A 24,845-nucleotide genomic window follows, 5' to 3' on the forward strand; every position below is an offset into this window, starting at 1 on the left:
CTCAGCGGGTGCCCTTCGCGGCGAACGCGGCAACCTTGTCGACGTTGGACTTGTCGACGAAGGCCGGCCCGGTCAGCACCGGCTGCTCCCCGCCGCCGCTGTAGTTGCCGTTGTTCTTGTAGAGCCACAGGGAGTCGACCGCCAAGTAGCCCTGGAGGTACGGCTGCTGGTCGACGGCGAACTGGATGTCACCCTTGGAGATGGCGCCGGTGAGCTGCTTGTTGAGGTCGAAGGTGGCGATCTTCGCCTTGCTGCCCGCGTCCGCGACCGACTGCACCGCGGTCAGCGCGTACGGCGCGCCGAGGGCGACGACGTAGTCGATGGCACCGTCCTGCTTCAGCTTGGCGGTGATGGTGGACTTCACGGACGGCATGTCGGTGCCGTTGACGTAGAGGATCTGCGTGGTGCCCTGGAAGGTCTTCTTCAGGCCGTCGCAGCGCTGGGTGAGACCGACGTTCCCCTGCTCGTGGATCACGCAGACGGTGTTCTTGGCGCCGACCTCGTTCAGCTTCTTGCCGAACGCCTCGCCCGCCACGCTCTCGTCCTGTCCGAAGAACGACATCAGACCGAGGTTCTTCCAGTCGCTCAGCCCGGAGTTGAGACCGACCACGGGTATCCCGGCCGCTTCCGCCTTGCCCGCCACGGCCTTCATCGCGTCCGGCTTGGCCAGGGTGATCGCGATGCCGTCGACCTTCTGGTCGATCGCGTTCTGGACCAGGTTGGCCTGAGTGCCCGCGTTCGGGTCGGCGGAGTAGACGAGCTTGATGTTGTCCTTGTCCGCGGCGGCCTGCGCACCCTTGCGGACGATGTCCCAGAAGGTGTCGCCGGGAGGCTGGTGAGTGACCAGCGCGACCGTCATCGCAGGTGTGCCGGCCTTGCCCGCTGCCGCGCCGTCCCCGCCCTCCTCGGCCTTCTTGCCGCCTGAACCGCTGGAGCAGCCCGCGAGGATCAGGGCCGCCGCCGCGGCCAGCGCCGCAACGGTGGCCGATCTGCGGGAGTGGACATGCGAAGAGCGATCCATCATGCCTGCACCTCACTGTGCGACGGGGGGAACGCCGGGTCGGCTTCCAGACCTACCCGCTGCGGTCCGGCGTATCCCTGCCGACGACCGTCACCGGGTCAGTGCGCCCCGTCCAACCGAACTCTCTGACTGGTCGTCAATTGCAGTTCCACGGCGGCGAGGTTCTCCTCCAACTGGACCACCGAGGACGCCCCGGCCAGCGGTACGACGGGCAGCGGCCCGCCCAACTGCCAGGCCAGGACGACCTGATTGACCGTCGCCCCCGCCTCCCGGGCCACCTCGCGCAGCACCGCCAGGCGGGCCGGGGTGCCGGGGTGGTCGTAGTCCGGCGGCAGCGGCTTGTCCGTACGGGTGTAGGCGCCGCCCACCAGCGGCGAGTAGGCGACCAGGGTCAGATCGGGCTCCGCCCGCAGATAGCTGAGCAGTTGGCCGTCCGCCCCGCCCAGACTGCCGTCCGGGAAGAGCCCGCTCGGCATGTCGGTGCGCGGGCGCAGATGGCTGTGCTGGTACTGGAGCACCTCGTAACCAGGCAGCCCCGCCGCCGCCGCGAGGGCACGGGCCCGCTCCACCCGCCAGACGGCGTGGTTGCTGACGCCGAGCAGGCCGACGGCGCCCTCGGCGACCAGGGCCGCGAAGCCCTCGACCGTCTCGGCGAGCGGGACGGCGGGGTCCTCTATGTGGGCGTAGAGCAGGTCGAGCCGCTCCATGCCGAGCCGCTCGCGGCTGCGCTCGGCGGCCTCGCGGATCGCCTTCGCCGACAGCCCCTCCGGGTTGTCGAGGTAGCCGGTGCCGGGGGCCAGCGGGGCGGCGCCCAGCTTGGTGGCGATGACGATCTCGTCGCCGACACCCCGGCTGCGCCGCCAGCGGCCCAGCAGCTCCTCGCTCTGTCCGCCCTGGCCGCCGTCCTCCCAGAAGGCGTAGTTGTCGGACGTGTCGATGAAGTTCCCGCCCGCCTCGACATAGCGGTCGAGGACGGCGAAGGAGGTCTTCTCGTCCGTGCGCGAGCCGAACAGCATCGCACCCAGCGCGAGCACACTCACCTCACGACGGGTCCGCGGATCGGTGCCGATTGTGCGGTACTTCATAACTGTTCCTCCCGTTCGCCCACGTTCGGGGCGTGCGAGCGGGAGTCTGCAACTTGAAGAGCACTTGAAGTCAAGTACCGCCGATACGAGGGCGTGAGCATCGCCACGGGTACGCCACCCTGGCGGGCACCGGCGTGTCCTCGCCGCATGCCGCGCACGCGAACCCGGAGCAGTCGCGCGCAGCAGCTCAGCGAGCCGAGAGCGCTGCGCGGAGGCCACCGGCCGACGCGTGAAGAGTCGAAGGCGCCCCCGATCCCTCGAGGCTCGCCGCCCACCCGTCCCGTCCCTTCTCCGTTCTTCCTGGTCCTGAGCTGGGTGTGTGGTGTGCAGAGGGGGATGTCCGGCACCCGACCATGGGCGGAATGGCCTGGTGACCTGCAGATACATCACCAGGTGCCGGAGAAGTACGGCCGATTGTCGGAGGGATTGCGGCAGGGGTTTTCAGTGAAGTCACGGGAGGGGTTGGGGGCGGGGTTATCGATTCGTGCCTGTGGTCGGGTGCTCATGGTCGACGGCGTGGTCGGGGTCGGCTGCTGCGGTGGCGGTACACGGCGCCGGAACGGCCGGCGCCGGTGCGGGAGGTGGCGAGGATGCCGTTGAACCTGGACGCGGCCATGGGTGACCGGCTGGCGCTGGCCGTGGTCGCGCAGTACCGGCTGGTGACGACGGAGCAGTTGCACCGGGTGATCGCGCCCCGGGTGCGGATCGAGCAGACCCGGCGGCGGCTCGTGAAACTGCGGGAGGAGGGGTTGGTGCAGTGGGTGACGCTGCCTCAGGCAGGGCGTCGCCGGGCGTGGTTCGCCACCCGCTACGGCGTGCAGGTCGCTTCCGAGTGGCCGGAGTTACGCGACTTCACTCCGCCCCGGCTGATCGCCGATCCGAGCGCCGCGCGGCTGCGGGTGGCGCACGCCCTGGCCGTGACCGAAGTCGGCGTCGCGTTCCAGCAGGACGCCCGCGCCCGAGGCGACATCTGCCGACCGCTGGACTGGATACCGGAGGTCCACCACTCTCTCAGGGGCGCGGAGGCGGTCATCCCCGACGCCCTGCTGTTCTACCAGGAGGCCGACGGGCCGATGCTGCGCGCCTTTGTGGAGGTCGACCGGGCGACCATGGGCCCGGAACGGCTCGCAGCGAAACTCGGCACCTACAGCCGCCTCCACTCCTACATCTCCGCTCCCCCGCCCGGCCGCTCCCGCCCGACCAGCAGCTTCGGGACAGAACCGGACTGGCGGCGCCGCTACCCGCTCTTCCCCCGGCTGCTGTTCGTCCTGGACGCCACCGGCCCCGCCGGCATCGACCACCGCATCCACGCCCTCCACGCGGCAGCCAAAGCACTTGAGGCGGGATTTCTCCTGCACGACGTCCCTGTGCTGGCCGCGCCGATGACCGACCTACTGCAGCACGGCCCCTCCGCACCCGTCTGGCGGCCCGTCCAGGACCCTGCGCAACGAGTCGTCTGGACGTCCAGGCGCCGCCAGCGCACGACCGATCGACACCCCGCGCACGACTCGTCCGAGCCCGGTCCCTGGCCTGCGCAGACCTGACCACAGGCCCGACCATGCGCCATGGTCGGCCTGACCATGGCGCAGTCCATGCCTGACCGTGGGCCAGAACACAGCAGGTCACAGCGCTGCGCATGCCGTCCACCCTCAACTGTGCGCATTCACCGCCCGACTGCGCACGGAACGGGGACCGGTGGCTCAATTCGCTGCGCATGGTCTGCGCATTGGCTCGGGCCGCGACTCAACGTTGTTGCGCAGGACGGTGCGCGGGGTATGCCCTGCCCCGTCACATGACGGGTGTGCCGTCTCGGAGGTACAGCGGGCGTCCCGCCTCCAGCGCCTTCAAGGCATGCTCGAACCGGCGCCGCATCCGGTCCTGAAGTCGACCGGCGGCGTCGGTGGCTGTGACGAACGCGGCCTCCGACAGCTCTTCGTCCCGCGGTCGTAGCTGGTGGGCCCGCTCCGGGTCGAGCGTGCCGCCGTCGAAGATGAACGCGATCTGATCGTCCCAGGGGCCGTGTGGGGCAACCCAGTCCACGACCAGCAGCCCGAGCAGGTCGACGTGCAGGCCGAGTTCCTCGATCAGCTCCCGGCGCACCGCGTCCTCCGGCGGTTCGTTGGCCTCCGCCATCCCGCCGGGCAGGTCCCAGCCGGGCTTGTAGGTGGGGTTCACCAGCAGCACGCGACCGTCCGGGTCCCTCAGCAGGACATCGGCCGCCACGCGCTTGCGGGCCTGGCGGGCGTTGCCCTCTGCGAGATAGGCGTTCCAGGCGTCGGTGTCGGTGGGGTCGGGTGCGGTGCCCCTCATGCGGTGGTGCCTCCCGGGTGCGGCGGGATCAGATCGGCCAGCAGGAGCATTCTGGCGCGGCGCGCATCATCGAACCGCGTCAGGTACTCCTTTACCGGCGCGTACCCCCGGTGTAACTCCAGCAGACGGCGCAGCCCGTCGAGCTGCTGCGGGAGGCGCTGGTCGACATCCAGCGCGTGTCGGCCGACGCCTCGGCCGCCGTCGTGCGGGTGATCGAGCAGCGGACCGGCGTCACCCTCGGGCCCCCGACCGGTCCGAGCATCATGGACGCGACGCCGGAGCAGATAGCCGACGCGGAGCGCCGCGCCCGGCACGCCCTCGCCGCCGTGGAGCTGATCCGCCGATGGACATGGGGCGACGCCCGCTCCCTCGAGCCGACACCTTGACGAGGCGGCCGACGCGGTAGCCGGGACGTCACCCCGGTCGATCATCTTGCGGACGGCCCAGCGGGAGACGCCAAGACGGCGCCCGGCCTCGGTGAGGCCGATCAGGTCGGTGGGAGTTGGAGCTACAGGGCGCCTCCAGGTCGGGACATGACCCAGCCCAGAAACGCGAAGACCACGGACCCGCGTTCTGGTCCGTGGTCTGTGGTCTTGTGCTGCTCCCAGTCTGCCACGGTTCCGGTGCTTCCGGGGATTCCGGTGCGTCCGGGTTCAGCCCAACTGACCTGGGGATTTAGTCGATTCGGTTAATCAGCCGGCAAGGGGCGCCAAGGCTCGTCAGGGTCTGACCAGAACGGCTCGTCAGGACCCTGACCAGACACCTGACGAGCCCCGAGCCTAGGGGTTCTCGCGCAGCCGTGGACTGACACGTCAGGCGGCCGGAGGATGCTCCGCGAGCACGGCCGCCACCTCGGGTACGTCCTCGAACTCGGCCAGGCGGCCGAGCACCACCCGGCCCCGCTCGGAGGTGCGGTCGGAGGCGACGTCGGCCGACAGCTCGAACATGCGGGTCGCGATGTCGGCGGCGGCCTCGGGCTCGTTGGCGTCGGCGTAGGCGACCGCGAGCCACGACAGGTACAGCGCCATCTCGCGGGCGTGGGTGGCGTCGTAGCGCTCCAGCACCCTGGACAGCAGCGGGACGGCGCGGAGCGGGCGGTGCAGCTCCGTGAACACCCGGGCGTCCATCACCTCCAGCTCATCGCGGCTGACCCAGTACGCCCACTGCGGTGCCTCGGGGCCGCCCGGCTCGGTCAGGGCCTCGTGTGCCTCGCCAAGGGCGCACATGGCGGACTGGGCGTGCGGTCGGCCGAGCCGGGCGTGAGCCCAGGCGACGCGGTCGTGGAACAGGGCGCGGGTCTCGGCAGGGGCGAAGGGCCCCGCCTCGGCCACGGCTGCCTCGGCCAGGTCGACCGCCTCCAACTCGTGGCCGGTGTTCGCCAGTTGATAGGCGAGCGACCCGGCGAGGTTGGCGGTGAGGGCGCCGTCCCCGGCCTGCCGGGCGGCAGAGATGCCGAGCTGGTACGCCTCGGCGGCCTGTGCGTGCTGCCCGGCGTCGGAGGCGATCCACCCGGCGATCTGTGCCAGCTCCCCGATCTGCACCAGCAGGGCGCGGCCGGTGGAGTCGTCGTACGACCACTCGCGGTGCAGCACGACGGCGCCCGACAGCTCGCGGAACGCCGGGGCGATCAGGTCACCCCCGGCCAGCACGTCATCCGCCAGCCGGAGCCCGTGCACCCGGCCGGCGAGCGCGGCCACGGTGGAGGGGCCGATACGGCGGCCCTGAGAGGTCGTCTCCCGCTCCAGCGGGTCCCCGGTGGGCAACAGCTCAGCCAGCGTGGCGAACGCTCCGGGGAGGCGCCCCTCCGGCTCTCCCCGGGCCCAGGAGGCGGCCCGCTCCAGGGTGCCGAGCTGGACCCCGAGGGCGGTAGCCAGCGCGGGCAGCCACGCGTCCGGCAGTCGGCGGCCCTGCTCCCAGCGGCCGACTTCGTTGCGGGTGATGGACGGCACGCCGGACAGGGTGCACAGCCGGTCCGCTAACTGTCGCTGCGTGAGCCGGGCTTCCCGGCGCAGGCGCGCGAGGTACTGCCCGAACTGCCTCTTGCGTTCCGTGGTCTGCATGGTCTGGCCCCCTCGCCGTTCAAGGTTAGGCCCCCTGCGGGCCCCCGACCCGGCGCCTCCGGAAGATCCACCCGGGCGGTTTGGTGGACAGCACGGACCCCGGCGGCCTGGCAGGGCCCCGGGGCGTGGCCGACGCTTCGAGGGAGCGACGACATGACGCAACGTACTGAACACACGCCGACCATGGCAGAGGGAGACCGGCTCCCGCCGCTGGATCTCCCGACAATGCGCGCCACGGTGCACCGGTCGCTGGCGGGGGACGCCGACGATCTCGCCCTGGACGAGGCGCTGGTGTTGGTCAGCACCCTGCGCGGACACCTGGAGCTGATCGTGCCCGTGGTGGAGCGGGCCGCAGCGCTGAAGCCGGACGACGACCTGCGGTGGCTAGCACCCGTGAACTGTGCAGTGATCGCCGCCGCCGACACCCGCCGGACGATGCGCGCGGAGCCGCACCCGGGGGCCGAGGCGGCGGTGAGGCACGCACGTCGGCTCGCCCGACGCCTGAACGCGATGTGCGATCACTTCGAGACGCTGGTGGTCGAGTAGCCCCGACAGCACAGAGCCCGGCCGGTGATGACGCCCGGCCGGGCTCTGTCGCGTGTGGTTCGGGCTCAACCTGATTGCCGGCCGGCCACGTTGAGGGAACACCTTCTCGCTTCGGGGCGCTCCCGTTGTCGGTGGTGGCTGCCACAATTCCGTGCATGAGTGATGAGCTGGCGTCGCCCGACATGTCTATAACCCTCGACGCTCCGCAGAACGCTCCCCTGGTGAGCGAGTGGCTGCTCGGCACGAGCGCTGTGCTCGCATATCACCTCGTGAAGACCGACGTCGCCCGATGATCGCCGACGTGTCGTCGGCAGAGATCCGTCTCTGGAACACCGAGTACAACCAAGAGGGTTACCGGATCGTGCTCGTGGTGGAGCCGGGCCTGTACCCGACGTACGATGACGACGCCCTGGAAAGTATCGCCGAGGTGATGCGCGACGTGCTATGGGGCTCGGACAAGGCCATCGAGCAGCTTGTCGCCCGGCCGTCGATCCCCCGCCTCGGCCCGGACTGGCGCAGGCAGGTGAAGACCGTTGACGGCCCCAAGCCCAGCAACCAGGGGCGCAAGGTGCAGCTCGAACCGGGTCGCCCGGTTGAGGACTAGCTCCGCTTCACGAACGAGTGGGAGCTGGACGTGTACCGAGTACTCAGGGAGCGGCAGGCGTCGCTGCCGGACGACGAGACGATCGGGATCATGCCGCTCGGTGGCATGCGGGTGAGGGGCTGGACCTTCGAGCCCGACCTGCTGATCACCTATCGCGGGTACGCCGGAGTGATCGAGATCGACGGGCCCCACCACAAGGGCCACGCCGGACGCGACCACAGCCGCACCCGCCTGTTCCTGAACGCAGGGGTGCGGTACGTCGACCGCCTGAACGTCGAGGAAGTGAAGACGCTGGCAGAGGTCGAGAAGTTCGTGGACAGCTTCCTGACCCGGCTCACGCGGTAGACAGCACGGAGCCTCCGCCGACCGGCGGGGGCTCCGTCGTGTTCGCGGCCAGGCTGCGGTAGCCCACTTCAGCCGCTCGGTCACCGGGGCCGCATTGCGCTTCACCGGCGAGCGCATGACCCGCACCTGGCCGAGGAGTTCGGGCGTGAGCAGCAGGGCTGCCACGGCGCGCCGCCTCTGGACGTCGGCCGTCTTCCACCAGGCGATCAGGTCGGCCTCGGGGTCGTCCGGGAGGATGTGCCGGACCATCCGGTCGGTGGCCGCTGCGCTCTTCGAGATGCGCGACGAATGGATCGCCTTGCCTCGCCGCCGCCTCTCCGAAGACGATATGGGTGATATCTACCGCAAACTCTCTTTTGGCTCCTCCGCGCTACCCAACGCGCCTCAATGCAACCGTCAGTTGATCCCCAACACCATGACGAGGGAAACTGCCCGACGATGCGTGTTCCCGACCGAGCGGCACTCGCTTCGGTGTCCTCCCGCGCAGGTCGTCGGAGGCCATTTACCCAAGGATTACTGGGCAGTTGACCTGAGGGTTTCGTGGTAGCGTCCTCGTTCGGAGGGACAGTGCAACCTGAAAGGGAAATCGTGAACACGGAGAAGATCGCCGCTCGCCGCCTCTCGCTGGAAGAGGTGACGAAGCTCGGCATGAAGGACAGGCTCTTCATTTCCGCCGACACGGCAGAACTCAAGCTTCCCGGCTGCTATGTCCCTGCTTTTCTGACCAAGTCCGGTGAGAATTTCGAGGGCGGCTCGATCACGGCGAGGACCATATTCCAGGAAGAGGTCTCCTGCCTTCCCGATGACGAGAATGAAGCCGGCGTCTACTTGGCCGACGAGAACGGCTCGGTGACCATCGAGGTCCTCCAGTCCGCCGGTGTCGTGCTGGACCTGGCACTTTTCGTACCTGGTGGGGACAAGGGGGCCCTCACGGCCCTTTACGCTGCGGCCCGGCAGGCGTTCGGCGCCGACATCGTGCAGATCTGGCGCCAGGGCCTCAAGGAGGTTCCCGACGTGAAGGTCGACATCTTCGAGGAGCAGATTCCCCGGGGGCGCAAGGGGGGCGACAGCCCCAAGCGTGACCGTCGCGCGATCGACACCTACCCCACCCGTGCGGACTTCATCGAGTTCTCCGCGGGGTGGAAGCCGGTCGTTGAAATTCACCGGCCGGTTGTCGACGACACCCCGACCATCTGAGGCGGCGTCACCTCTCGCTCTCGGTCTGAGAGAACGCCGAGAACGCATGCGCCGGACCCGGTCGACCCCTGAGCGGCCCAGGGAGCCGTCGGAAAACAACTCACGAACACCGAAGCGCCGTTCCATTCGATGACCTCGCGAGACAACTCGCTTGACGCCGATGCCGTGCGCCGTGCGCCGTGCGCCGTGCGCCGAGAAAGAGTCGCGGCCCAGCCGACCCGGTCGGAACGCGCTCTTCACATCACACGGCCACTCCGCGATCTCTGTGGGGATACCGGCATCGCCGCTCAGGAGTAGCGCAGCCTGCTCCTGAGCGATCTCGCGCGGCTGCGCGGCGCTCGAACCTGCCCCGCGCTGGACGACTCCACGTACCGCCCGCGGTGCGCGTCACGGTCCGCCTCAAGGTTGGTTCCGGTCCACTGGGCCCCCCGGTGCTGCGCGCACCGCGCTCGCTGCCTAGCCCGCTCGTCGTGACCCGCCGACTTCGGTCGAAAACGCCGGTCCCCGAGAATGGTCGAGGGCCGGTTTCGGATAGCTCCGAAACCGGCCCTGACCTGCGACTGTCTCCAGTCGGGACGACAGGATTTGAACCTGCGACCCCTTGACCCCCAGTCAAGTGCGCTACCAAGCTGCGCCACGTCCCGGTGCGGTTCCCGCGGCGAACCGCGTGATCACGCGGTCCGTACTTTACCCCACCGCGGGGGCTGCACCGAAGGGGACGCCCGGCGCGGGACAATCGGTGGCATGAGCAGCACATCGGACGCGGGCGGGGCACGGGACCGGGACAGCGAGGGGCGGGCCCGCAGCGCCCGGCCCCGGGACGGCCTGGGACGGCCGCTGCCCTACGGCGCGGCCGGGGTGGAGCGCCAGCCCGAGGGGGTCCTGCGCACCCCCGAGCAGACCGTCGCCGAGGCGCAGGCGCTGCTGGACGACGGAAAGCCGTTCCATGCCCACGAGGTCTTCGAGGACGCCTGGAAGTCCGGCCCCGACCGGGAACGGACCCTGTGGCGCGGGCTGGCCCAGCTCGCGGTGGGGCTCACGCACGCGGCCCGGGGCAACGCCACCGGCGGGGCACGGCTGCTGCGGCGCGGGGCGGCGGCCGTGGAGGAGTGGGCGGCGGACACCGGAACCCGGCCGTACGGGCTGGACCTCCCGGCACTGGCCGGCTGGGCGCGGGAGCTGGCGGGCGAGGTGGAGAGCGGCCGGGGCGAGGTGGACGCGCGGGAGCGGGCGCCCCGGCTGCGGGGGCGCACCGCCGGGTGACCCGACCCACACCGCCCGGTGTCGGTGCCGTACGGCAGACTCGGGGCGTGCGAAGGATTCATGTCATCGGTATCGGCGCAGGCGACCCCGACCAGCTGACCCTCCAGGCGGTCAGGGCGCTGCGGAGCACGGACGTCTTCTTCATCCTCGACAAGGGCGAGGTGAAAAGCGACCTGACACAGCTGCGCCGGGACATCCTCGACGCGCACCTGCCGGAGGGGACGTACCGCCTGGTGCAGGCGCGCGACCCGGAGCGGGACCGTAACGCGGGCGGTGGCGCGTACTCCCCGGCCGTCGGCGACTGGCGCAGCGCCCGCGCCGGGATCTACGAGCGGCTGATAGCCGAGGAGCTGGGCGAGAACGAGAGCGGTGCGTTCCTGGTCTGGGGGGATCCCGCGCTGTACGACAGCACGATCGGCATCCTGGAGGAGGTGCTTGGCCGGGGCGAGGTCGCCTTCGAGTACGAGGTCGTGCCGGGCATCAGCAGTGTCTCGGCGCTCGTCGCCCGGCACCGTACGGGGCTGAACCGGGTGGCGCGCCCGGTGCAGATCACCACGGGGCGGCGGCTGGCCGAGGGGTTCCCGCAGGACGTGGACGACGTGGTCGTGATGCTCGACGCGCACCAGACCTTCCGGCAGTACGCCGACCAGGACATGGACATCTACTGGGGCGCCTACATCGGCACCCCGGACGAGATCCTCGCCTCGGGCCCGATCGCCGAGGCCGCCCCGCGCATCGAACGGCTGCGGGCCGAGGCCCGCGAGCGCAAGGGCTGGATCATGGACACCTATCTGCTGCGCCGCAATCCCGGGGCGCGGTAGACACCCGCCAACCCGGCACTCGGCAGCCCCGGGCCGCGGGTGACCGGCACCCGGAAGCCCCGGGCCGCGGGCCGAAATGCGGGTGCTGTGCGGGGCTGCGGTCGCCATACTCGGGGCATGTCCCCGGCCCCCGCCCGCTTCCACGATCCCGGTGTCACCGACGACCGCTTCAGGTTGTCGGTGCTGGTGCGCTGCCCGCGCTGCGAGCGGGTCGCCCACTTCGAGTGGCGGACGGGCGCCGCCACGGACGGGCAGGGCCGGTGCCGTTCGCAGCAGCGAGTGGTGTGCCGGTCCTGCGGCCTGTCGCGGATCTCGGGCCCGGGAGACTGCTGGATGAGGCCGCCCCTGTGGCTGGAGACCACCACCCGGCACGGCACGATCTGGGCGTACAACCTCGAACACCTCGACCTGCTCCGGCGGTTCGTGGCCGCGTCGCTGAGGGAGCGGGCGCCCTGGTACGAGCACGGGCGGAAGATGACGTACGTGGCCCGGCTGCCCGCCTGGATCAAGAGCGCCAAGAACCGCGACGAGGTGCTGCGCGCCATCGACCGGCTGCGGGCCTCGGTGGTCAGCGCGGACCCGGGTCCGGTCGGTCGAGGCCCAGCCGGGCGAGGACCCCGGCGACATCGGGCACCGGCGTGACGCCCTCGGGCAGCGCGGGCCGTCGTACGACCACCACCGGCAGCCCCAGTTCACGGGCGGCCGTGAGCTTGGCCTCCGTGGCCGCTCCCCCGCTGTCCTTCGTCACCAGCACGTCGATCCGGTGCGCGCGCAGCAGCCGGGACTCGTCGGCCAGGGTGAACGGTCCACGCGCCGACAACACGACCGTGTCCGGTGGCATCGGCGGCTCGGGCGGCTCCACCGACCGTACGACGAAGTGGAGTTCCGTCAGCCGCGCGAAGGCCGCGAGGCCCAGCCGCCCGGTGGTCAGCAGGACCCGTCGGCCGATCCCGGGCAGCAGTTCGGCGGCCGCCTCCAGGGAGTCGACGGGGTGCCAGCGGTCCCCCGGACCGGGCCGCCAGCCCGGGCGGCGCAGCACGACCAGCGGCAGCCCGGCGGCCGCCGTGGCGCGGGCCGCGTGAGCGGTGATGCCGGCGGCGAAGGGATGGGTGGCGTCGGCCACGGCGTCCACCCGGTGCTCGCGCAGCCAGTCGGCGAGCCCCTCCGCCCCGCCGAACCCCCCGATCCGTACGTCTCCTTCAAGCGCCGCCGGACTGGACACGCGTCCGGCGAGGGAGGTGGTCACCCGTACCCCGGGGCGCGCCGCGAGGTCGGCGGCGAGGAGACGGGCCTCGGTGGTACCGCCGAGGACCAGGATGTGCGTGGACATGACGACGAGCCTACGGGGCCACCGGTCCGCCTTTCCGGCAGGCGGGTGCGCCGCCAAGTGATCCGCCGGGTGGGTGGTGTCCGCGGGCCGGGGGCGGCCGCGGTCGCTATCGTCCCCCCATGGAGTCAGTGCGTGCCGTCCTGGTCGACATCGACGGCGTGCTCACCGTGTCGTGGCAGCCGCTGCCGGGCGCGGTCGAGGCGCTGCGCAGGATCCGCGAGGCGGGCCTCGGGGTCGTGCTGGTGACCAACACGACCTCCCGGACCCGGGCGTCGATCGCGGCCGTCCTCGGGGACGCCGGGTTCCCGGTCACCGCCGAGGACGTGCTCACCGCGCCCGCCGCCACCTCCGCCCATCTCGCCGATCGGTTGCCGGGTGCCCGCTGCGCGCTGCTGAACTGCGGGGAGATCGGGGAGGACCTCACGGGCGTCACGGTGCTCGACGACGGTGACACCGGCACGGTGCCGGACGTGGTGATCGTCGGGGGTGCGGGTCCCGGGTTCGACTACGCCGCCCTGAACCGGGCGTTCGCCCATCTCCAGCAGGGGGCGCGACTGGTCGCCATGCACCGCAATCTGTACTGGCGGACGGACCAGGGGCTGCAACTGGACTCCGGGGCCTTCCTGCTGGGACTGGAGGCTGCGGCGCGGACGGAGGCCGAGGTCACCGGGAAGCCGTCGCGCGCGTTCTTCGAGGCCGCGCTGGCCCGGCTCGGCGCCGCTCCCGGCGAAGCGCTGATGGTGGGCGACGACATCGAGTCGGACGTACTGGCGGCCCAGCGCGCCGGTCTGACCGGGGTGCTGGTGCGGACCGGCAAGTACCTTCCGGAGACCCACCGGGACGCGAGCGGCACCCCGGACCATGTGATCGACTCGTTCGCGGACCTGCCCGGCCTGCTGGGGCTGTAGCCGCCGGACGGCAGGCCGGGGCAGCGCCGCCTACCGCAGCAGGAGCTGTACGCCGCCCACGACCGTCGCGGCGATCACCAGCCGTTCGAACAGCCGCTGGTTGATCCTTTTCGCGGCCCAGGTGCCGAACACCGCGCCGGGCACGACGAACACCGCGAGCGCCGCGTCCAGGAGCAGGGAGCGGCCGTCGATCAGGCCGAGGCCCACGCTGAAGGGCACCTTGCCGACGTTCACGATCAGGAAGAAGAAGGCCGAGGTGCCCAGGAAGCCCAGCTTCCGGAAGCCCGCGGACAGCAGGTACAGCGACATCACCGGGCCGCCCGCGTTGGCGGCCATGGTCGTGAAGCCGCCGAGCACTCCGTACGAATGGGCCTTGAGCCGGCCCGCCCGGCCGGTGACCGCGTCCGGTTCGTCCCGCCCGTCCGCTGCGTCCGCCGCCTCCGCCGCGTCCGCCGCGTCGGACCTGCGGCGCCGCCACACCGTCACCCCGGCCATCAGCAGCAGGATCGCGCCGATCGAGGTCCGTACCGCGCCGTCGTCGGCCCACTCCAGGAACAGGGTGCCGACGACCACGCCCGCCACCACCGCCGGGAACAGCTTCAGCAGCGTGGGCCAGTGGGCGTGCCGCCGGTAGGTGCGGACGGCGAGCAGGTCGCCGGCGATCAGGACCGGCAGCAGCACGCCGGTGGAGGCGCGGGCGGGCAGCACCGCCGCGAAGATCGCGAGGCTGACCGTGTTGGCCCCGCTGACGGCGGTCTTCGAGAAGCCGACCAGCAGCGCCGCGAAGGCGAGGGCGGCGAACTCCCAGCCGGATATGTGCCAGAGCGTCATCGTGTTCATGCGGAGGCCGATGCTATGCGCACGCAACCCGCGCCCGTAAGTACGGTCTCACGCGTAAGCACCGTCCCAAACGGCAGCGCCGTCTCACACGACAGCGCCATCTCACACGACAACGCCGTCTCACACGACGGCACCGCACCGCCTGACGGCGCCCGGCCGGACGTCGCGTCAGTGACGTTCGACCAGTACCGCGCTGCCCTGTCCGACCCCGACGCACATGGTGGCCAGGCCGCGCTGTGCCCCGGTGCGGCGCATCCGGTGAAGCAGGGTGGTGAGGATACGGGCGCCGGAGCAGCCGAGCGGGTGGCCGAGGGCGATGGCGCCGCCGGTGGGGTTGACGAGCTCGGGGTCGATGCCGAGTTCGTCGACGCAGGCGAGGGCCTGGGCGGCGAACGCCTCGTTGAACTCGGCCTCCTGGAGGTCGCCGATCGCCCAGCCGGCCCGGGCGAGCACCTTGCGGGTGGCGGGGACCGGCCCGATGCCCATCACATCGGGGTGGACTCCCGCCGAGCCGCCCGCCACATAGCGGCCGAGCGACTCCAGGCCGAGCTCCTCCAGTGCCTCCTCGCTGACCAGGAGCAGGCCCGCGGCGCCGTCGTTCATGGGTGAGGCGTTGCCCGCGGTGACCGTGCCGCCCTTGCGGAAGACGGGCTTGAGTCCGGCCAGCCGCTCGTAGGAGGTGTCCTCGCGGATGCATTCGTCGGCGTCGACGACCACGCCGTCCGCCCGCCGCACCGGCAGGAGTTCGTCGTCGAAGTGGCCGTTCTTGCGGGCCTCGGCGGCGAGCCGGTGGCTGCGCAGGGCGAACTCGTCCTGCCGCTCGCGCGGGACGCCGTACCGTTCGGCCACCTCCTCCGCCGTCTCGCCCATCGACAGCAGGCCGTGCAGGTCCTTCATCGCGGGGTTGACCAGACGCCAGCCGAGCCGGGTGTCGACGGTCTCGATGCGGTGGGGCAGGACCTCGTCGGGGCGCGGCAGCACGAAGGGGGCCCGGCTCATCGACTCGGAGCCGCCCGCGAGGACGATCTCGGCCTCGCCCGCGGCGATGGTGCGGGCCGCGGCGGTGACGGCCTCCAGGCCGGAGGCGCACAGCCGGTTCACGGTGGCGCCCGGCACGGACTCGGGCAGGCCGGCGAGCAGGGCGGCCATGCGGGCGACGTTGCGGTTGTCCTCGCCGGCCTGGTTGGCGGCACCCCAGTAGACGTCGTCGATGCGGGCCGGGTCGAGCGCGGGCACGTCGGCGACCAGCCCGCGGATCACGGTCGCGGCGAGGTCGTCGGGCCGTACGGCGGACAGGGAGCCGCGCAGCTTGCCGATGGGGGTGCGGCGGGCGGCCGCGAAGTGGACGGGGCGCACGACAGGACTCCTGACCGTCATCGCCGGGCCGACGGGCCGGACCGCCGGGTATTCCGACTGACGGGTATCCGACTGACGGGCACCGGAGCCGACACCGGGCATCGACTTAATTAGCACTGCTAGTTTTCGATGATAGACCGTCGCCCGGCCACCTGGGAAGATCCTCCCGAGATCTTCGCCGACCCGACCGGAGGAGTCATGTCCGACACCCGCGAGCACGTCCTCGACGGCACCCGGGGCAGGATCGTCGCCCGCGAGTGGCCGCACGAGCGGCCGCGGTACCTCGCGCTCCTGGTGCACGGCTACGGCGAGCACATCGGCCGGTACGAGGGCGTGGCCGCGGCCCTCGTGGCGCACGGCGCGGCCGTCTTCGGGCCCGATCACCAGGGGCACGGCAGGTCGGCGGGCGAACGCGTGCTGATCGAGGACTTCGAGGACGTCGTCGACGACGTGCGGGCCGTGGCCGAACTGGCCGTGGCCGCGTACCCGGGCCTGCCCCTGGTCGTGGTGGGGCACTCCATGGGCGGTCTGATCGCCGCCCGGTACGCGCAGCGCCACGGGGACACGGCCGCCGCGCTGGTGCTGTCCGGGCCGGTCATCGGGGCGTGGCGGACGCCGGGCCTGCTGCTCGCCCACGACGAGATTCCGGACGTCCCCGTCAGCCCGACCGCTCTCTCCCGCGACCCGGCCGTCGGCGTCGCGTACGCGGCGGATCCCCTGGTCTGGCACGGCCCGATGAAACGGCCGACGCTGGAGGCGTTCGTACGGACCCTGGAGACCGTCGCGAAGGGCGGCGACGTCGGCCGGCTGCCGCTGCTGTGGCTGCACGGCACCGACGACCGGCTCGTCCCGCTCGCCGGCAGCCGGACCGGGGTCGAGCGGCTCACCGGCGGGCACCGGGTCGAGCGGATATACCCGGGCGCCCGGCACGAGGTGTTCCACGAGACGAACCGGGCCGAAGTGCTCGCGGACCTCGTCCACTTCCTGGACGGCGCACTCACCGGCTGACGGCCCCCGGCTGCTCCCGGACGGCGCGCTCACCGGCCGACAACCCCCCGGTTGTTCCCTGACGGCGCGCTCACCGGCTGACGGACCCCGGCCGTTCCCAGGCGGCGCACTCACCGGCCGACGGCCCCCGGCCGACAGACCCCGCGTCCGCCACGGCACGGCTCGGTGCCCAAGGCGCTCGGCGAGGTCGACGTCGTCTCACGGTCGCCGTCAGGCACCGCCCGCGACCCCGGCGCAGCCGGCGTCACGCACCGCCCGCGACCACGGCGCGGTCGGCGTCAGGTGCCGAGCCGGCTCAGCGCGGCCGACACCAGGGTCCGTACGCCGGGCACCAGCACCGACGGGTCGGGGGCGAACAGCGGGCTGTGGTTGCCCGGCACCTCGGCGATCTTCTCGACGAGATCCTCCCCGGGCGCCGCCTCCCACACGTCGGCCGGGGTCGAGGTCACGAACCAGTAGTCGTACGGCACTCCGGGCGGCGCCAGCAGGGAGAAGTCCTCACTGCCCATCGCCGGGCCGAAGTCGAACACCGTGGCCTCGCCGAAGAGTTCACGGTGGACGGCCGCGATCTCCGCGTCCAGGGCGGCGTCGTTCACGGTGTTCGGGTAGCCGGCCCGGACCGTGATCCCGGGCGGCCGCGGGCAGCCCGCCGCCGCGCACTCGCCCTCGGCGATGCGCCGCACGGCGGCGAGGATCCGCTCGCGCACCACCGGGTCCTGGGTGCGCAGGTTCAGCGCGAGCCGGGCCTCGGCGGGGATGATGTTGCGCTTCGTGCCGGCGTGGAACATGCCGACCGTCAGGACCGCCGGGTCCTTCGCGGCGATCTCCCGGGAGACGACCGTCTGGAGCCGGGTGACGACGTACGCGGCGGTCACCACCGGGTCGACCGTGGACTCGGGGCGCGAGCCGTGCCCACCGACCCCGTGCACGACGATGTCGACGTCGTCGGAGGCGGACATGATCAGGCCCGGGGTGTGGGAGTAGAAACCGGCGAGACCGGGCGCGACGTGCTGGCCGAGCAGGACGTCGGGACGCGGGAAGCGTTCGTGCAGCCCGTCGGCGACCATCGCGCCCGCCCCGCCCCCGGACTCCTCGGCGGGCTGTCCCACCACGACCAGCGTGCCCGACCAGGTCTCCCGGGCGGCCGCGAGCGCCTCGGCGGCGCCCACCAGCCAGGTGATGTGCAGGTCGTGACCGCAGGCGTGCATCACACCGTCGACGGTGGAGGCGTGATCAAGACCGGTGGCCTCCTGCACGGGCAGCGCGTCCATGTCGCCGCGCAGCCACACCACCGGCCCGTCCCCGTTGGCGAGGACGCCGACGACACCGGTGCCGGCGACGCCATCCGTCACCGTGTACCCGGCCGCCCGCAGCCGCCGGGCGAGCCGGTCGGCGGTGCGGTGCTCCTTGAAGGACAGTTCGGGGTGACGGTGCAGGTCCCGGTAGAAGTCCTCCAGTTCACCGGACTTCAGCCCGGAGGTCAGGTCCAGGGCGAGGCGGGCGACGGCGGCCGGTTCGGTCATGCTGCTCTGCTCCCTCGGGTCGCGGGTCGAGGAGCTCACCTTGGCACAGGACCGGTGCCCGGCGGCTACGAAGCCGGCCCGCCCTGCACCGGGAGGTCCAGCATCCGTACGACGGTGCGCAGGACGCCGTTGTCGTTGTTGGAGGGGGCCAGGTGCCGGGCCCGGCGCACCACCTCGGGGTGGGCGTTGGACATGGCGAACGACCACTCGGCGGTGTCCAGCATCTCCAGGTCGTTGAGGTAGTCCCCGAACACCATGGTCTGCGCGGGCGTGATGCCCAGGTCGCGCTGGAGCCGGCGGACGGCGGCGCCCTTGTCGGCGGTGCGGTTCATCACGTCGACCCAGTGCTCGCCGGAGACCACGACCTGGTGGGAGCGGGCGAACGGCTCCAGCGCCGGTGCGACGGTGCGCTCGGCCGACCCGAAGGCGAACAGGGCCACCTTGATGATGTCGTCGTCGACGGCGGTGACGTCCTCGACGATGCGGTGCTCCAGGTAGTACCGGCGCACCTCGGCCAGGAACGCCTCGTCGGTCCGCTCGACGTAGGCGGCCCTCTTGCCGCACAGGATCGCGCCCATGTCGACGCCGTCGGCCACGAGCCGGCGCGCGGTGTGTGCGATCCCGTGGGCGACGGCGGGATCCAGCGGGTCGGAGCTGAGCTCGACGCCGTCGCGGACGACGTACGTGCCGTTCTCCGCGATGAACACCATGCCCTCGGCCACCTCGGCGAACTCCCGTGCCAGGGTGGCGTACTGGCGGCCGCTGGCCGGGCTGAACAGCACGCCCCGCTCGCGCAGCAGCGCCAGCACCTCCCACAGCCCGTCCGGCACGCGCTTGTCGTCGTCCAGGAGCGTGCCGTCCATGTCGGTGACGACGAGCCGGATGTCCGCACGGGCCTCGCCGGCCGGGTGCTCGGTGGGTATGTCGAGGGGCGTGCGGGAGTACGGCATGTCCTGGCTTTCCACTGTGGGAGGAATTGTCCACCATCCTACCGGGGGCACCCGCCGCGGCCGTCCCGCCCCCGGGTCAGGGCACCGCCCCGCGGATTCCCCGGACAGGCCGATTCCCGGGACAGGCCGATTCCCGGGACAGGCCGATCACCGGACGGCACAATGGCGGGAGTGTCCACCGCTACGCCCGTTCCCGGTGATCCTCGAGGGGGCCCGCGCGGACCGCGGCCTCCGGGGCGGGCCCGGCCCGCCGGACCGGCTCCGCCGCCCCCGCTCGCGGTGGCACCCCGGCCCCGACTCCCCGGACGCGGTACCGCAGTTCCGCGCGGTGGCCGTGAAACCCTGACGCGAGACGCTGACGTGAGACACCGAGCCGGCCGAGTCCGTCGAGGAGGACGTCCATGACCACCCTTGCCGATCCCGTCCCCGGCGGGCGTCCCGGTGACGTCGAGCGGGCCACCGCGCTCGCGGCCGAGCTGACCGGGCGGGGCGTGCACGGTGTCGTGCTGGCCTACGTCGACACCGCGGGCATCACCCGGGTGAAGACGGTCCCGACCGCCAAGCTGGCCTCCGCGACGGCCTGGGGCGTCGGGATGTCACCGGTGTTCGACACCTTCCTGGCCGACGACCGCATCGTCACCACCGACGTCCTCGGCTCCCCGGACGGCGATCTGCGCCTCTACCCCGACCTCGACCGGCTGGTCGTGCTGGCCGCGCAGCCCGGCTGGGCGTGGGCCCCGGTGGACCGGATCACCCAGGACGGCGAACGGCATCCGGGGTGCAGCCGTACGCTGCTGCGCCGGACCGTGGCCCGCGCCGAGCGGGAGAGCGGGCTGACCTTCCGGGCGGCCGTCGAGATCGAGTGGGCGGTCGGCCTCGGCGCGGAGCCTGACGGGGAGTTCCGGCCCGCGGTGTCGGGCCCGGCCTACGGCGCCGTCCGGCAGGTGGAGCTGAGCGACTTCACCGCCGAACTGCTGGCGGCGTTCGCGGCGCAGGGCGTGGAGGTCGACCAGCTCCATCCCGAGTACGCGGCCGGGCAGTTCGAGGTCTCCGTGGGCGCGCTCGACCCGGTGGCGGCCGCCGACCGCAGTGTGCTGGTGCGGCAGACGATCCGGGCGGTGGCCCAACGGCACGCGCTGCGGGTCTCCTTCGCCCCGGCGGTCCTCGCCGAGGGCGTCGGCAACGGCGGCCATGTCCATCTGTCCGCCTGGCGCGACGGGGTGAACCTGCACTCCGGCGGCGACCGCAGACACGGCATGACGGCCGACGCGGAGGCGTTCGCGGCCGGACTGCTCGCCCGGCTCCCGGCCCTCACCGCGGTGACCGCGCCGAGCCCGGTGAGCTATCTGCGCCTCAAACCGTCCCAGTGGGCAGGGGTGTTCACCGCCTGGGGCCTGGAGACACGGGAGGCGGCGCTGCGCGTCGTCAAGGGAACGGCGGGGCAGCGCGCCCGGAGCGCCAACCTGGAGATCAAGCCCGTGGACCTGGCCGCCAACCCCTATCTCGCCCTCGCCGCCCTGATCGCCGCCGGGCTCGACGGTACGGCGGGGGGCGCGGAGCTGCCCGAGGAGATCACCGGGGACCCGGCCGGGCTCGGCGCCGAGGAGGCGGGCGCCCAGGGCGTGCGCCGACTGCCGGTGTCGCTGGCGGAGGCGGTCGCCGAGTTCCGCAAGGACGAGGTGCTGCGCACAGCCCTGGGCCCGGTCCTGGCCGACGCGGTGATCGCCGTACGCGAGGGGGAGATCGCGGCCGCCGAGGGGCTGGACGACGCACGGCTGGCCGCAGCCTACCGCTGGAAGTACTGACGTGGACGGCCGCGACGGCCCGGTGCACGAGGCGCTCGCCGCGCTGCCCCTGACGGACCATCACTGTCACGGAGTGCTCACCGGCACTCCGGCCGCCGGGGACTTCGAGTTGCTGCTCACCGAGGGCGAGGCCTGGCCCGGCAGCGGGATCTCGCCCTTCGACGCGCCGGCCGGTGTCGCCGTACGACGCCACTGCGCACCCCTGTTGGACCTGCCCCGGCACGTCGGTGCCGAGGACTACCTGCGCCGGCGCGGCGAGCTCGGCGCGCCGGAGGTGAACCGCCGTTTCCTGGCCGCCGCGCACACGGACGTGTTCTGCGTGGACACCGGCTTCGCCCCGCACCCCCTCACCACCCCGGCAGAGCTCGCCGCGGCCGCCGGGGCGGGCGCGGTGGCGTACGAGGTGGTCCGGCTGGAGAGCGTCGCCGAGGCGGTGGTGGCCGGCGGCGTGGAGCCGGACGGGTACGCGCAGGCGTTCCGGTCGGCCGTGGAGGCGGCCGTACGAGGGCCGGGCGTGGTCGCGGTGAAGTCGGTGGCCGCCTACCGCACGGGCTTCGACCTGGACCCGGCGCGGCCCACGGCGGCGGAAGTCACCGCCGCGGCCCGCCGCTTCACGGCGGACGGCGGCCGGCTGGCCGATCCGGTCCTGGTGCGCCATCTGCTGTGGACCGCCGTCGACCTCGGTCTCCCGCTCCAGCTGCACACCGGTTTCGGCGACAACGACATCCGCCTGCACCGGGTGGATCCCAGCCTGCTCACCGACTGGCTCCATCAGGTGGCGGGCACGATCCCGGTGCTGCTGCTGCACTGCTGGCCCTACCAGCGTCAGGCAGGCTATCTGGCGGCTGTGTTCGAGCAGGTGTACCTGGACGTGGGACTCACCCTCCACCATGTCGGCCCGGTGCGGGCGCGCGCGGTGCTGGAGGAGGCGCTGGAGCTCACTCCTGCGCGCAAACTCCTGTACAGCTCGGACGCTTATGGTGTGGCCGAGTTCTACTGGCTGGGCGCGCTGGCGTTCCGCCGGGGGCTGGCCGAACTGCTCCAGGCCCGGGTGGACGCCGACGAACTGAGCCTGCCCGACGCGCTGCGGTTCGCGCGGTGGGCGGGAGCCGACAACGCCCGCCGGGTCTACCGGTTTTCCGACAGCCACTGAAAGTATGATCAAGCAATGTCTGACATGACCGAAACCACGCCCGGTTGGCTGAGTTCCGACGACCTCGAACAGGCGCGTGCCCGCATGCCGATCCTGTACGTCGAGGCCGTGCCCGTCCGCGTCGACGACAACGGAGAGGTCGTCAGCATCGGACTGCTGCTGGGCATCGGCCCGGACGGCACGGTCAGCCGGACCCTGGTGTCCGGCCGGGTGCTGCACCACGAGCGCCTGCGGGACGCCCTGCTGCGTCACCTGGAGAAGGACCTGGGCCCGGTGGCCCTGCCGCGGGTCCCGGTGTCGATGCAGCCGTTCACCGTCGCCGAGTACTTCCCGACGCACGGCGTCACGCCGTACCACGACCCGCGCCAGCACGCGGTGTCCCTCGCCTACATCGTCCCGGTGACCGGCGACTGCCGGCCTCGCCAGGACGCCCTGGACCTGGTCTGGTTCAGCCCCCAGGAGGCGGCGTCGCTCGCGGTGCAGAGCGAGATGCCGGGCGGCCACGGCTTCCTGCTGCGGCAGGCGCTCGCGCACGTGGGTCTGTCGGCGTCCTGACCGCGGCGCCGCCCGTCCCGGCCCGCCGGGACGGGCGAGGACCCTGCCCCGGACGGCCGGGGTGGGTACGGGCGGTGTCCGGGCGGCCGGGTCGGTGCGGGCGGTGTCCCGGGCGGCCGGGGTCGGTGCGAGCGGTGTCCGGGCGGCCGGGTCGGTGCGAGCGGTGTCCGGGCGGCCGGGTCGGTGCGAGCGGTGTCCGGGCGGCCGGGTCGGTGCGGGCGGTGTCCGGTCAGTGCAGGTCGGCGGGTGCGGGGCCGGTGGCTGCGGAGCCGGCGTCGAGGAAGCCGCCGGACTGGTGCTGCCAGAGTTTCGCGTAGGCGCCCTGGGACGCGAGCAGCTCCTGGTGGGTGCCCTGCTCGACGATGCGTCCGCGGTCGAGGACGACGAGCCGGTCCATGGAGGCGACCGTGCTCAGCCGGTGCGCCACCACCAGCGCCGTACGCCCCTCCATGAGCTGCCACAGCGCCTCCTGGACGAGGATCTCGCTCTCGGAGTCCAGGGCGCTGGTCGCCTCGTCGAGGAGCAGGATCGGGGCGTCGCGCAGGATGGCGCGCGCGAGGGCGACGCGCTGGCGCTGTCCCCCGGACAGCTTGACCCCGCGCTCGCCCACCATGGTGTCGAAGCCGTCCACCAGGGCGTCGGCGAACTCCGTGACGTGCGCCGCCTCGGCCGCGCGGCGGATCTCGGCGTCGGTGGCGTCCGGCCTGGCGAAGGCGATGTTGTCGCGCAGCGAGCGGTGGAACATCGCGGGGTCCTGCGGTACGTAGGCGATCAGGCCGCGCAGGTCGGCCTGGCGCAGCCTGCTGATGTCCTGGCCCCCGATCAGGATCCGGCCCGCGTCGATGTCCGTCATCCGCAGCAGCAACCGGGTCAGGGTGGTCTTGCCCCCGCCGGACCGGCCGACGAGACCGACCCTCGTCCCGTTGGGCACGCACAGGTCGAGGCCCTCGAAGAGCGGCGCCGCGCCGCGGTGCCCGAAGGTGACCTGTTCGAAGTGCACGTCGGCGGGCCGGGCCGCCAGGGGTTCCGGTGTCTGCGGGTCGAGCACGGTCGGCGGGGTGAGCAGCAGTTCGGTGAACTGTGCGGCCTCGGTCAGCGAGCTCTCCAGACGGCGGTAGATCTGATTGAAGTCGAACATGATGCGGGTGGCGTTGGAGTAGTAGGTGAAGGTGACGACGACCGTCTCCACGTCGTGCCCGCCGCCGAGCGCGACCGCGAGCAGCAGGCCCAGCGCGTTGGTGAGCACGGACATCGGCGCGACCAGCGTGTCGATGCGCAGGTTGCCGTAGTCCCAGGAACGCAGGGTGAGCCGCCTCGACTCCGCCACGCGGGAGCGGTGCTCGGCGGCCTCGCGCTCCTCGGCGGCGAACGCCCGGACCGTGTCCATGTTCATCAGGCTGTCGGCGACATGGCCCGAGACCCGGGCGATCGCCTCCTCGCGCCGGTCGACGAGCCGCTGGCGGCGGCGGATCAGCGGGACCACGCACAGCGCCGTCGTCGCGATCATCGCCAGGAGCCCGACGACGAGCAGCGGTTCGTAGCGCCACAGCACCACCGACCCGAAGAGCAGGGGCACGAAGCTCCCCATGACCTGGAAGGTCATGGTGTCGACGAACTCCTCGAAGCGGGAGGCGAAGCTCAGCACCCGCTTGGTCAGCGACCCGGCGAAGTTGTCGTGGAAGAACGCGGCGTCCTTGGCGAACAGTTCACCCATGCCGACGATGTACAGGTGCTCGATGCCGAGCGCGTCGAGGCGGTTGAGACAGTGCAGGCCGATGCGCCACAGCGTCTCCGCGAACAGCAGGACACCGGCGAAGGCGAGCACGTACGGCAGTGCCGCGCCGATGCCGACGTCCCCGTCACCGGCGATCCGGCCGACGAGCCTGGCGACGACCAGCGGCGCGATGTAGTTGAGGCCGATGTTGCCCAGCGCCGGAAGCAGCATCCCGGGCACCGCCAGGCGCCGGAGCCGGGCCGTCTCCCTTGCGTAGTGGCGCAGGGCGAGGAGCACCGGGCCCCTGCCCGGCCTGGCCTTGCGCGATTCGGGCGATCCCATGCCATCCTCGTGAGGTCCGGTCGGGCTGGTCAGGAATCGCAGTGTCCCGCGACGGACACGCACGGTCCAAGCGGTTTTTTCCGGACAAGGACGACTGACGGACGACTGG

The 24,845-nt window shown here is 72.1% G+C and carries 25 protein-coding genes and 1 tRNA gene; 15 read left to right on the forward strand and 11 right to left on the reverse strand.

The features are described from left to right. Position 1: 1 nt before the first annotated feature. Both ACZ7OY_RS07210 and ACZ7OY_RS07215 read right to left on the reverse strand, forming a co-directional pair. Positions 2–1,021 (reverse strand): substrate-binding domain-containing protein, encoded by a 1,020-nt coding sequence (locus ACZ7OY_RS07210; protein WP_471911181.1) that lies wholly within the window; start codon positions 1,019–1,021, stop codon positions 2–4. Between the two features lie 98 nt (positions 1,022–1,119). Beyond that, a complete protein-coding gene (locus ACZ7OY_RS07215) occupies positions 1,120–2,106 on the reverse strand; it encodes an aldo/keto reductase (protein ID WP_471910470.1) in 987 nt (328 codons plus the stop codon). A 590-nt stretch (positions 2,107–2,696) separates the two neighbouring features. On the opposite strand from ACZ7OY_RS07215, the gene ACZ7OY_RS07220 reads away from it, so the two are divergent. Continuing rightward, positions 2,697–3,650: a replication-relaxation family protein gene (locus ACZ7OY_RS07220; RefSeq protein WP_471910471.1), complete on the forward strand. Its 954-nt coding sequence runs from the start codon at positions 2,697–2,699 to the stop codon at positions 3,648–3,650. Positions 3,651–3,894: 244 nt separating this feature from the next. On the opposite strand, the gene ACZ7OY_RS07225 is transcribed toward ACZ7OY_RS07220, so the two are convergent. Then, entirely contained in the window at positions 3,895–4,416 is a 522-nt protein-coding gene (locus tag ACZ7OY_RS07225) for an NUDIX domain-containing protein (RefSeq protein WP_471910472.1), read from the reverse strand. A 176-nt stretch (positions 4,417–4,592) separates the two neighbouring features. Between ACZ7OY_RS07225 and ACZ7OY_RS07230 the strand changes: the two genes are divergently transcribed. After that, positions 4,593–4,802 (forward strand): hypothetical protein, encoded by a 210-nt coding sequence (locus ACZ7OY_RS07230; RefSeq protein WP_471910473.1) that lies wholly within the window; start codon positions 4,593–4,595, stop codon positions 4,800–4,802. A 426-nt stretch (positions 4,803–5,228) separates the two neighbouring features. On the opposite strand, the gene ACZ7OY_RS07235 is transcribed toward ACZ7OY_RS07230, so the two are convergent. Beyond that, on the reverse strand, positions 5,229–6,476 hold the full coding sequence (locus ACZ7OY_RS07235) for a helix-turn-helix domain-containing protein (protein ID WP_471910474.1): 1,248 nt from the start codon (positions 6,474–6,476) through the stop codon (positions 5,229–5,231). Positions 6,477–6,629: 153 nt separating this feature from the next. Between ACZ7OY_RS07235 and ACZ7OY_RS07240 the strand changes: the two genes are divergently transcribed. The 5 genes from ACZ7OY_RS07240 to ACZ7OY_RS07260 all read left to right on the forward strand — a co-directional run bounded on the left by ACZ7OY_RS07240 (position 6,630) and on the right by ACZ7OY_RS07260 (position 9,168). After that, positions 6,630–7,022 carry a DUF6415 family natural product biosynthesis protein gene (locus ACZ7OY_RS07240; protein ID WP_471910475.1) on the forward strand — a complete coding sequence of 131 codons (393 nt, stop codon included), beginning with the start codon at positions 6,630–6,632 and terminating at the stop codon, positions 7,020–7,022. Between the two features lie 155 nt (positions 7,023–7,177). Then, a complete protein-coding gene (locus tag ACZ7OY_RS07245) occupies positions 7,178–7,315 on the forward strand; it encodes a hypothetical protein (RefSeq protein WP_471910476.1) in 138 nt (45 codons plus the stop codon). After that, positions 7,312–7,626: a hypothetical protein gene (locus ACZ7OY_RS07250; protein ID WP_471910477.1), complete on the forward strand. Its 315-nt coding sequence runs from the start codon at positions 7,312–7,314 to the stop codon at positions 7,624–7,626. The genes ACZ7OY_RS07245 and ACZ7OY_RS07250 overlap by 4 nt, the downstream gene beginning before the upstream one ends. A gap of 30 nt (positions 7,627–7,656) precedes the next feature. Beyond that, a complete protein-coding gene (locus ACZ7OY_RS07255) occupies positions 7,657–7,971 on the forward strand; it encodes a PDDEXK family nuclease (protein WP_471910478.1) in 315 nt (104 codons plus the stop codon). A gap of 588 nt (positions 7,972–8,559) precedes the next feature. Next, entirely contained in the window at positions 8,560–9,168 is a 609-nt protein-coding gene (locus tag ACZ7OY_RS07260; RefSeq protein WP_471910479.1) for a hypothetical protein, read from the forward strand. A 570-nt stretch (positions 9,169–9,738) separates the two neighbouring features. Here the strand turns inward: ACZ7OY_RS07260 and ACZ7OY_RS07265 are convergent. After that, a tRNA-Pro gene (locus ACZ7OY_RS07265) sits at positions 9,739–9,812 on the reverse strand. Between the two features lie 100 nt (positions 9,813–9,912). Between ACZ7OY_RS07265 and ACZ7OY_RS07270 the strand changes: the two genes are divergently transcribed. From ACZ7OY_RS07270 to ACZ7OY_RS07280, 3 genes are all read left to right on the forward strand, one after another. Beyond that, positions 9,913–10,431 carry a DUF309 domain-containing protein gene (locus ACZ7OY_RS07270; protein WP_471910480.1) on the forward strand — a complete coding sequence of 173 codons (519 nt, stop codon included), beginning with the start codon at positions 9,913–9,915 and terminating at the stop codon, positions 10,429–10,431. 47 nt (positions 10,432–10,478) lie between these two features. Then, a complete protein-coding gene (gene cobF / locus ACZ7OY_RS07275) occupies positions 10,479–11,252 on the forward strand; it encodes a precorrin-6A synthase (deacetylating) (protein ID WP_471910481.1) in 774 nt (257 codons plus the stop codon). A 117-nt stretch (positions 11,253–11,369) separates the two neighbouring features. Then, positions 11,370–11,894 (forward strand): hypothetical protein, encoded by a 525-nt coding sequence (locus ACZ7OY_RS07280; protein WP_471910482.1) that lies wholly within the window; start codon positions 11,370–11,372, stop codon positions 11,892–11,894. Here ACZ7OY_RS07280 and ACZ7OY_RS07285 read toward each other — a convergent pair. Continuing rightward, positions 11,821–12,582: a cobalt-precorrin-6A reductase gene (locus ACZ7OY_RS07285; protein WP_471910483.1), complete on the reverse strand. Its 762-nt coding sequence runs from the start codon at positions 12,580–12,582 to the stop codon at positions 11,821–11,823. The genes ACZ7OY_RS07280 and ACZ7OY_RS07285 overlap by 74 nt on opposite strands. A 119-nt stretch (positions 12,583–12,701) precedes the next feature. Here ACZ7OY_RS07285 and ACZ7OY_RS07290 point away from each other — a divergent pair, with 119 nt between their 5' ends. Continuing rightward, positions 12,702–13,490: an HAD-IIA family hydrolase gene (locus tag ACZ7OY_RS07290; protein ID WP_471910484.1), complete on the forward strand. Its 789-nt coding sequence runs from the start codon at positions 12,702–12,704 to the stop codon at positions 13,488–13,490. A 30-nt stretch (positions 13,491–13,520) separates the two neighbouring features. On the opposite strand, the gene ACZ7OY_RS07295 is transcribed toward ACZ7OY_RS07290, so the two are convergent. Beyond that, a complete protein-coding gene (locus tag ACZ7OY_RS07295) occupies positions 13,521–14,330 on the reverse strand; it encodes a sulfite exporter TauE/SafE family protein (protein ID WP_471910485.1) in 810 nt (269 codons plus the stop codon). Between the two features lie 168 nt (positions 14,331–14,498). Further along, on the reverse strand, positions 14,499–15,686 hold the full coding sequence (locus ACZ7OY_RS07300) for a thiolase family protein (RefSeq protein ID WP_471910486.1): 1,188 nt from the start codon (positions 15,684–15,686) through the stop codon (positions 14,499–14,501). Between the two features lie 198 nt (positions 15,687–15,884). Between ACZ7OY_RS07300 and ACZ7OY_RS07305 the strand changes: the two genes are divergently transcribed. After that, the gene (locus tag ACZ7OY_RS07305) at positions 15,885–16,694 is read left to right on the forward strand and encodes an alpha/beta fold hydrolase (protein ID WP_471910487.1); all 810 of its coding nucleotides are present in this window, start codon (positions 15,885–15,887) and stop codon (positions 16,692–16,694) included. 278 nt (positions 16,695–16,972) lie between these two features. On the opposite strand, the gene ACZ7OY_RS07310 is transcribed toward ACZ7OY_RS07305, so the two are convergent. Together ACZ7OY_RS07310 and ACZ7OY_RS07315 are read right to left on the reverse strand one after the other, a co-directional pair. Further along, positions 16,973–18,217 carry an amidohydrolase gene (locus ACZ7OY_RS07310; RefSeq protein WP_471910488.1) on the reverse strand — a complete coding sequence of 415 codons (1,245 nt, stop codon included), beginning with the start codon at positions 18,215–18,217 and terminating at the stop codon, positions 16,973–16,975. Between the two features lie 65 nt (positions 18,218–18,282). Continuing rightward, positions 18,283–19,167: a Cof-type HAD-IIB family hydrolase gene (locus ACZ7OY_RS07315; RefSeq protein WP_471911182.1), complete on the reverse strand. Its 885-nt coding sequence runs from the start codon at positions 19,165–19,167 to the stop codon at positions 18,283–18,285. A gap of 401 nt (positions 19,168–19,568) precedes the next feature. On the opposite strand from ACZ7OY_RS07315, the gene ACZ7OY_RS07320 reads away from it, so the two are divergent. The 3 genes from ACZ7OY_RS07320 to ACZ7OY_RS07330 are packed head-to-tail and all read left to right on the forward strand — an operon-like array spanning position 19,569 to position 22,680. Continuing rightward, positions 19,569–20,972, forward strand: coding sequence for a type I glutamate--ammonia ligase (locus ACZ7OY_RS07320; protein ID WP_471910489.1), 1,404 nt, complete (start codon positions 19,569–19,571; stop codon positions 20,970–20,972). Between the two features lies 1 nt (position 20,973). Further along, a complete protein-coding gene (locus ACZ7OY_RS07325; RefSeq protein ID WP_471910490.1) occupies positions 20,974–22,125 on the forward strand; it encodes an amidohydrolase family protein in 1,152 nt (383 codons plus the stop codon). Between the two features lie 24 nt (positions 22,126–22,149). After that, positions 22,150–22,680 (forward strand): NUDIX hydrolase family protein, encoded by a 531-nt coding sequence (locus tag ACZ7OY_RS07330; protein ID WP_471911183.1) that lies wholly within the window; start codon positions 22,150–22,152, stop codon positions 22,678–22,680. Positions 22,681–22,909: 229 nt separating this feature from the next. Here ACZ7OY_RS07330 and ACZ7OY_RS07335 read toward each other — a convergent pair whose 3' ends face one another. After that, positions 22,910–24,736 (reverse strand): ABC transporter ATP-binding protein, encoded by a 1,827-nt coding sequence (locus ACZ7OY_RS07335; RefSeq protein WP_471910491.1) that lies wholly within the window; start codon positions 24,734–24,736, stop codon positions 22,910–22,912. Positions 24,737–24,845: the final 109 nt, after the last annotated feature.

This window comes from Streptomyces sp. NPDC107559 (assembly GCF_055657365.1).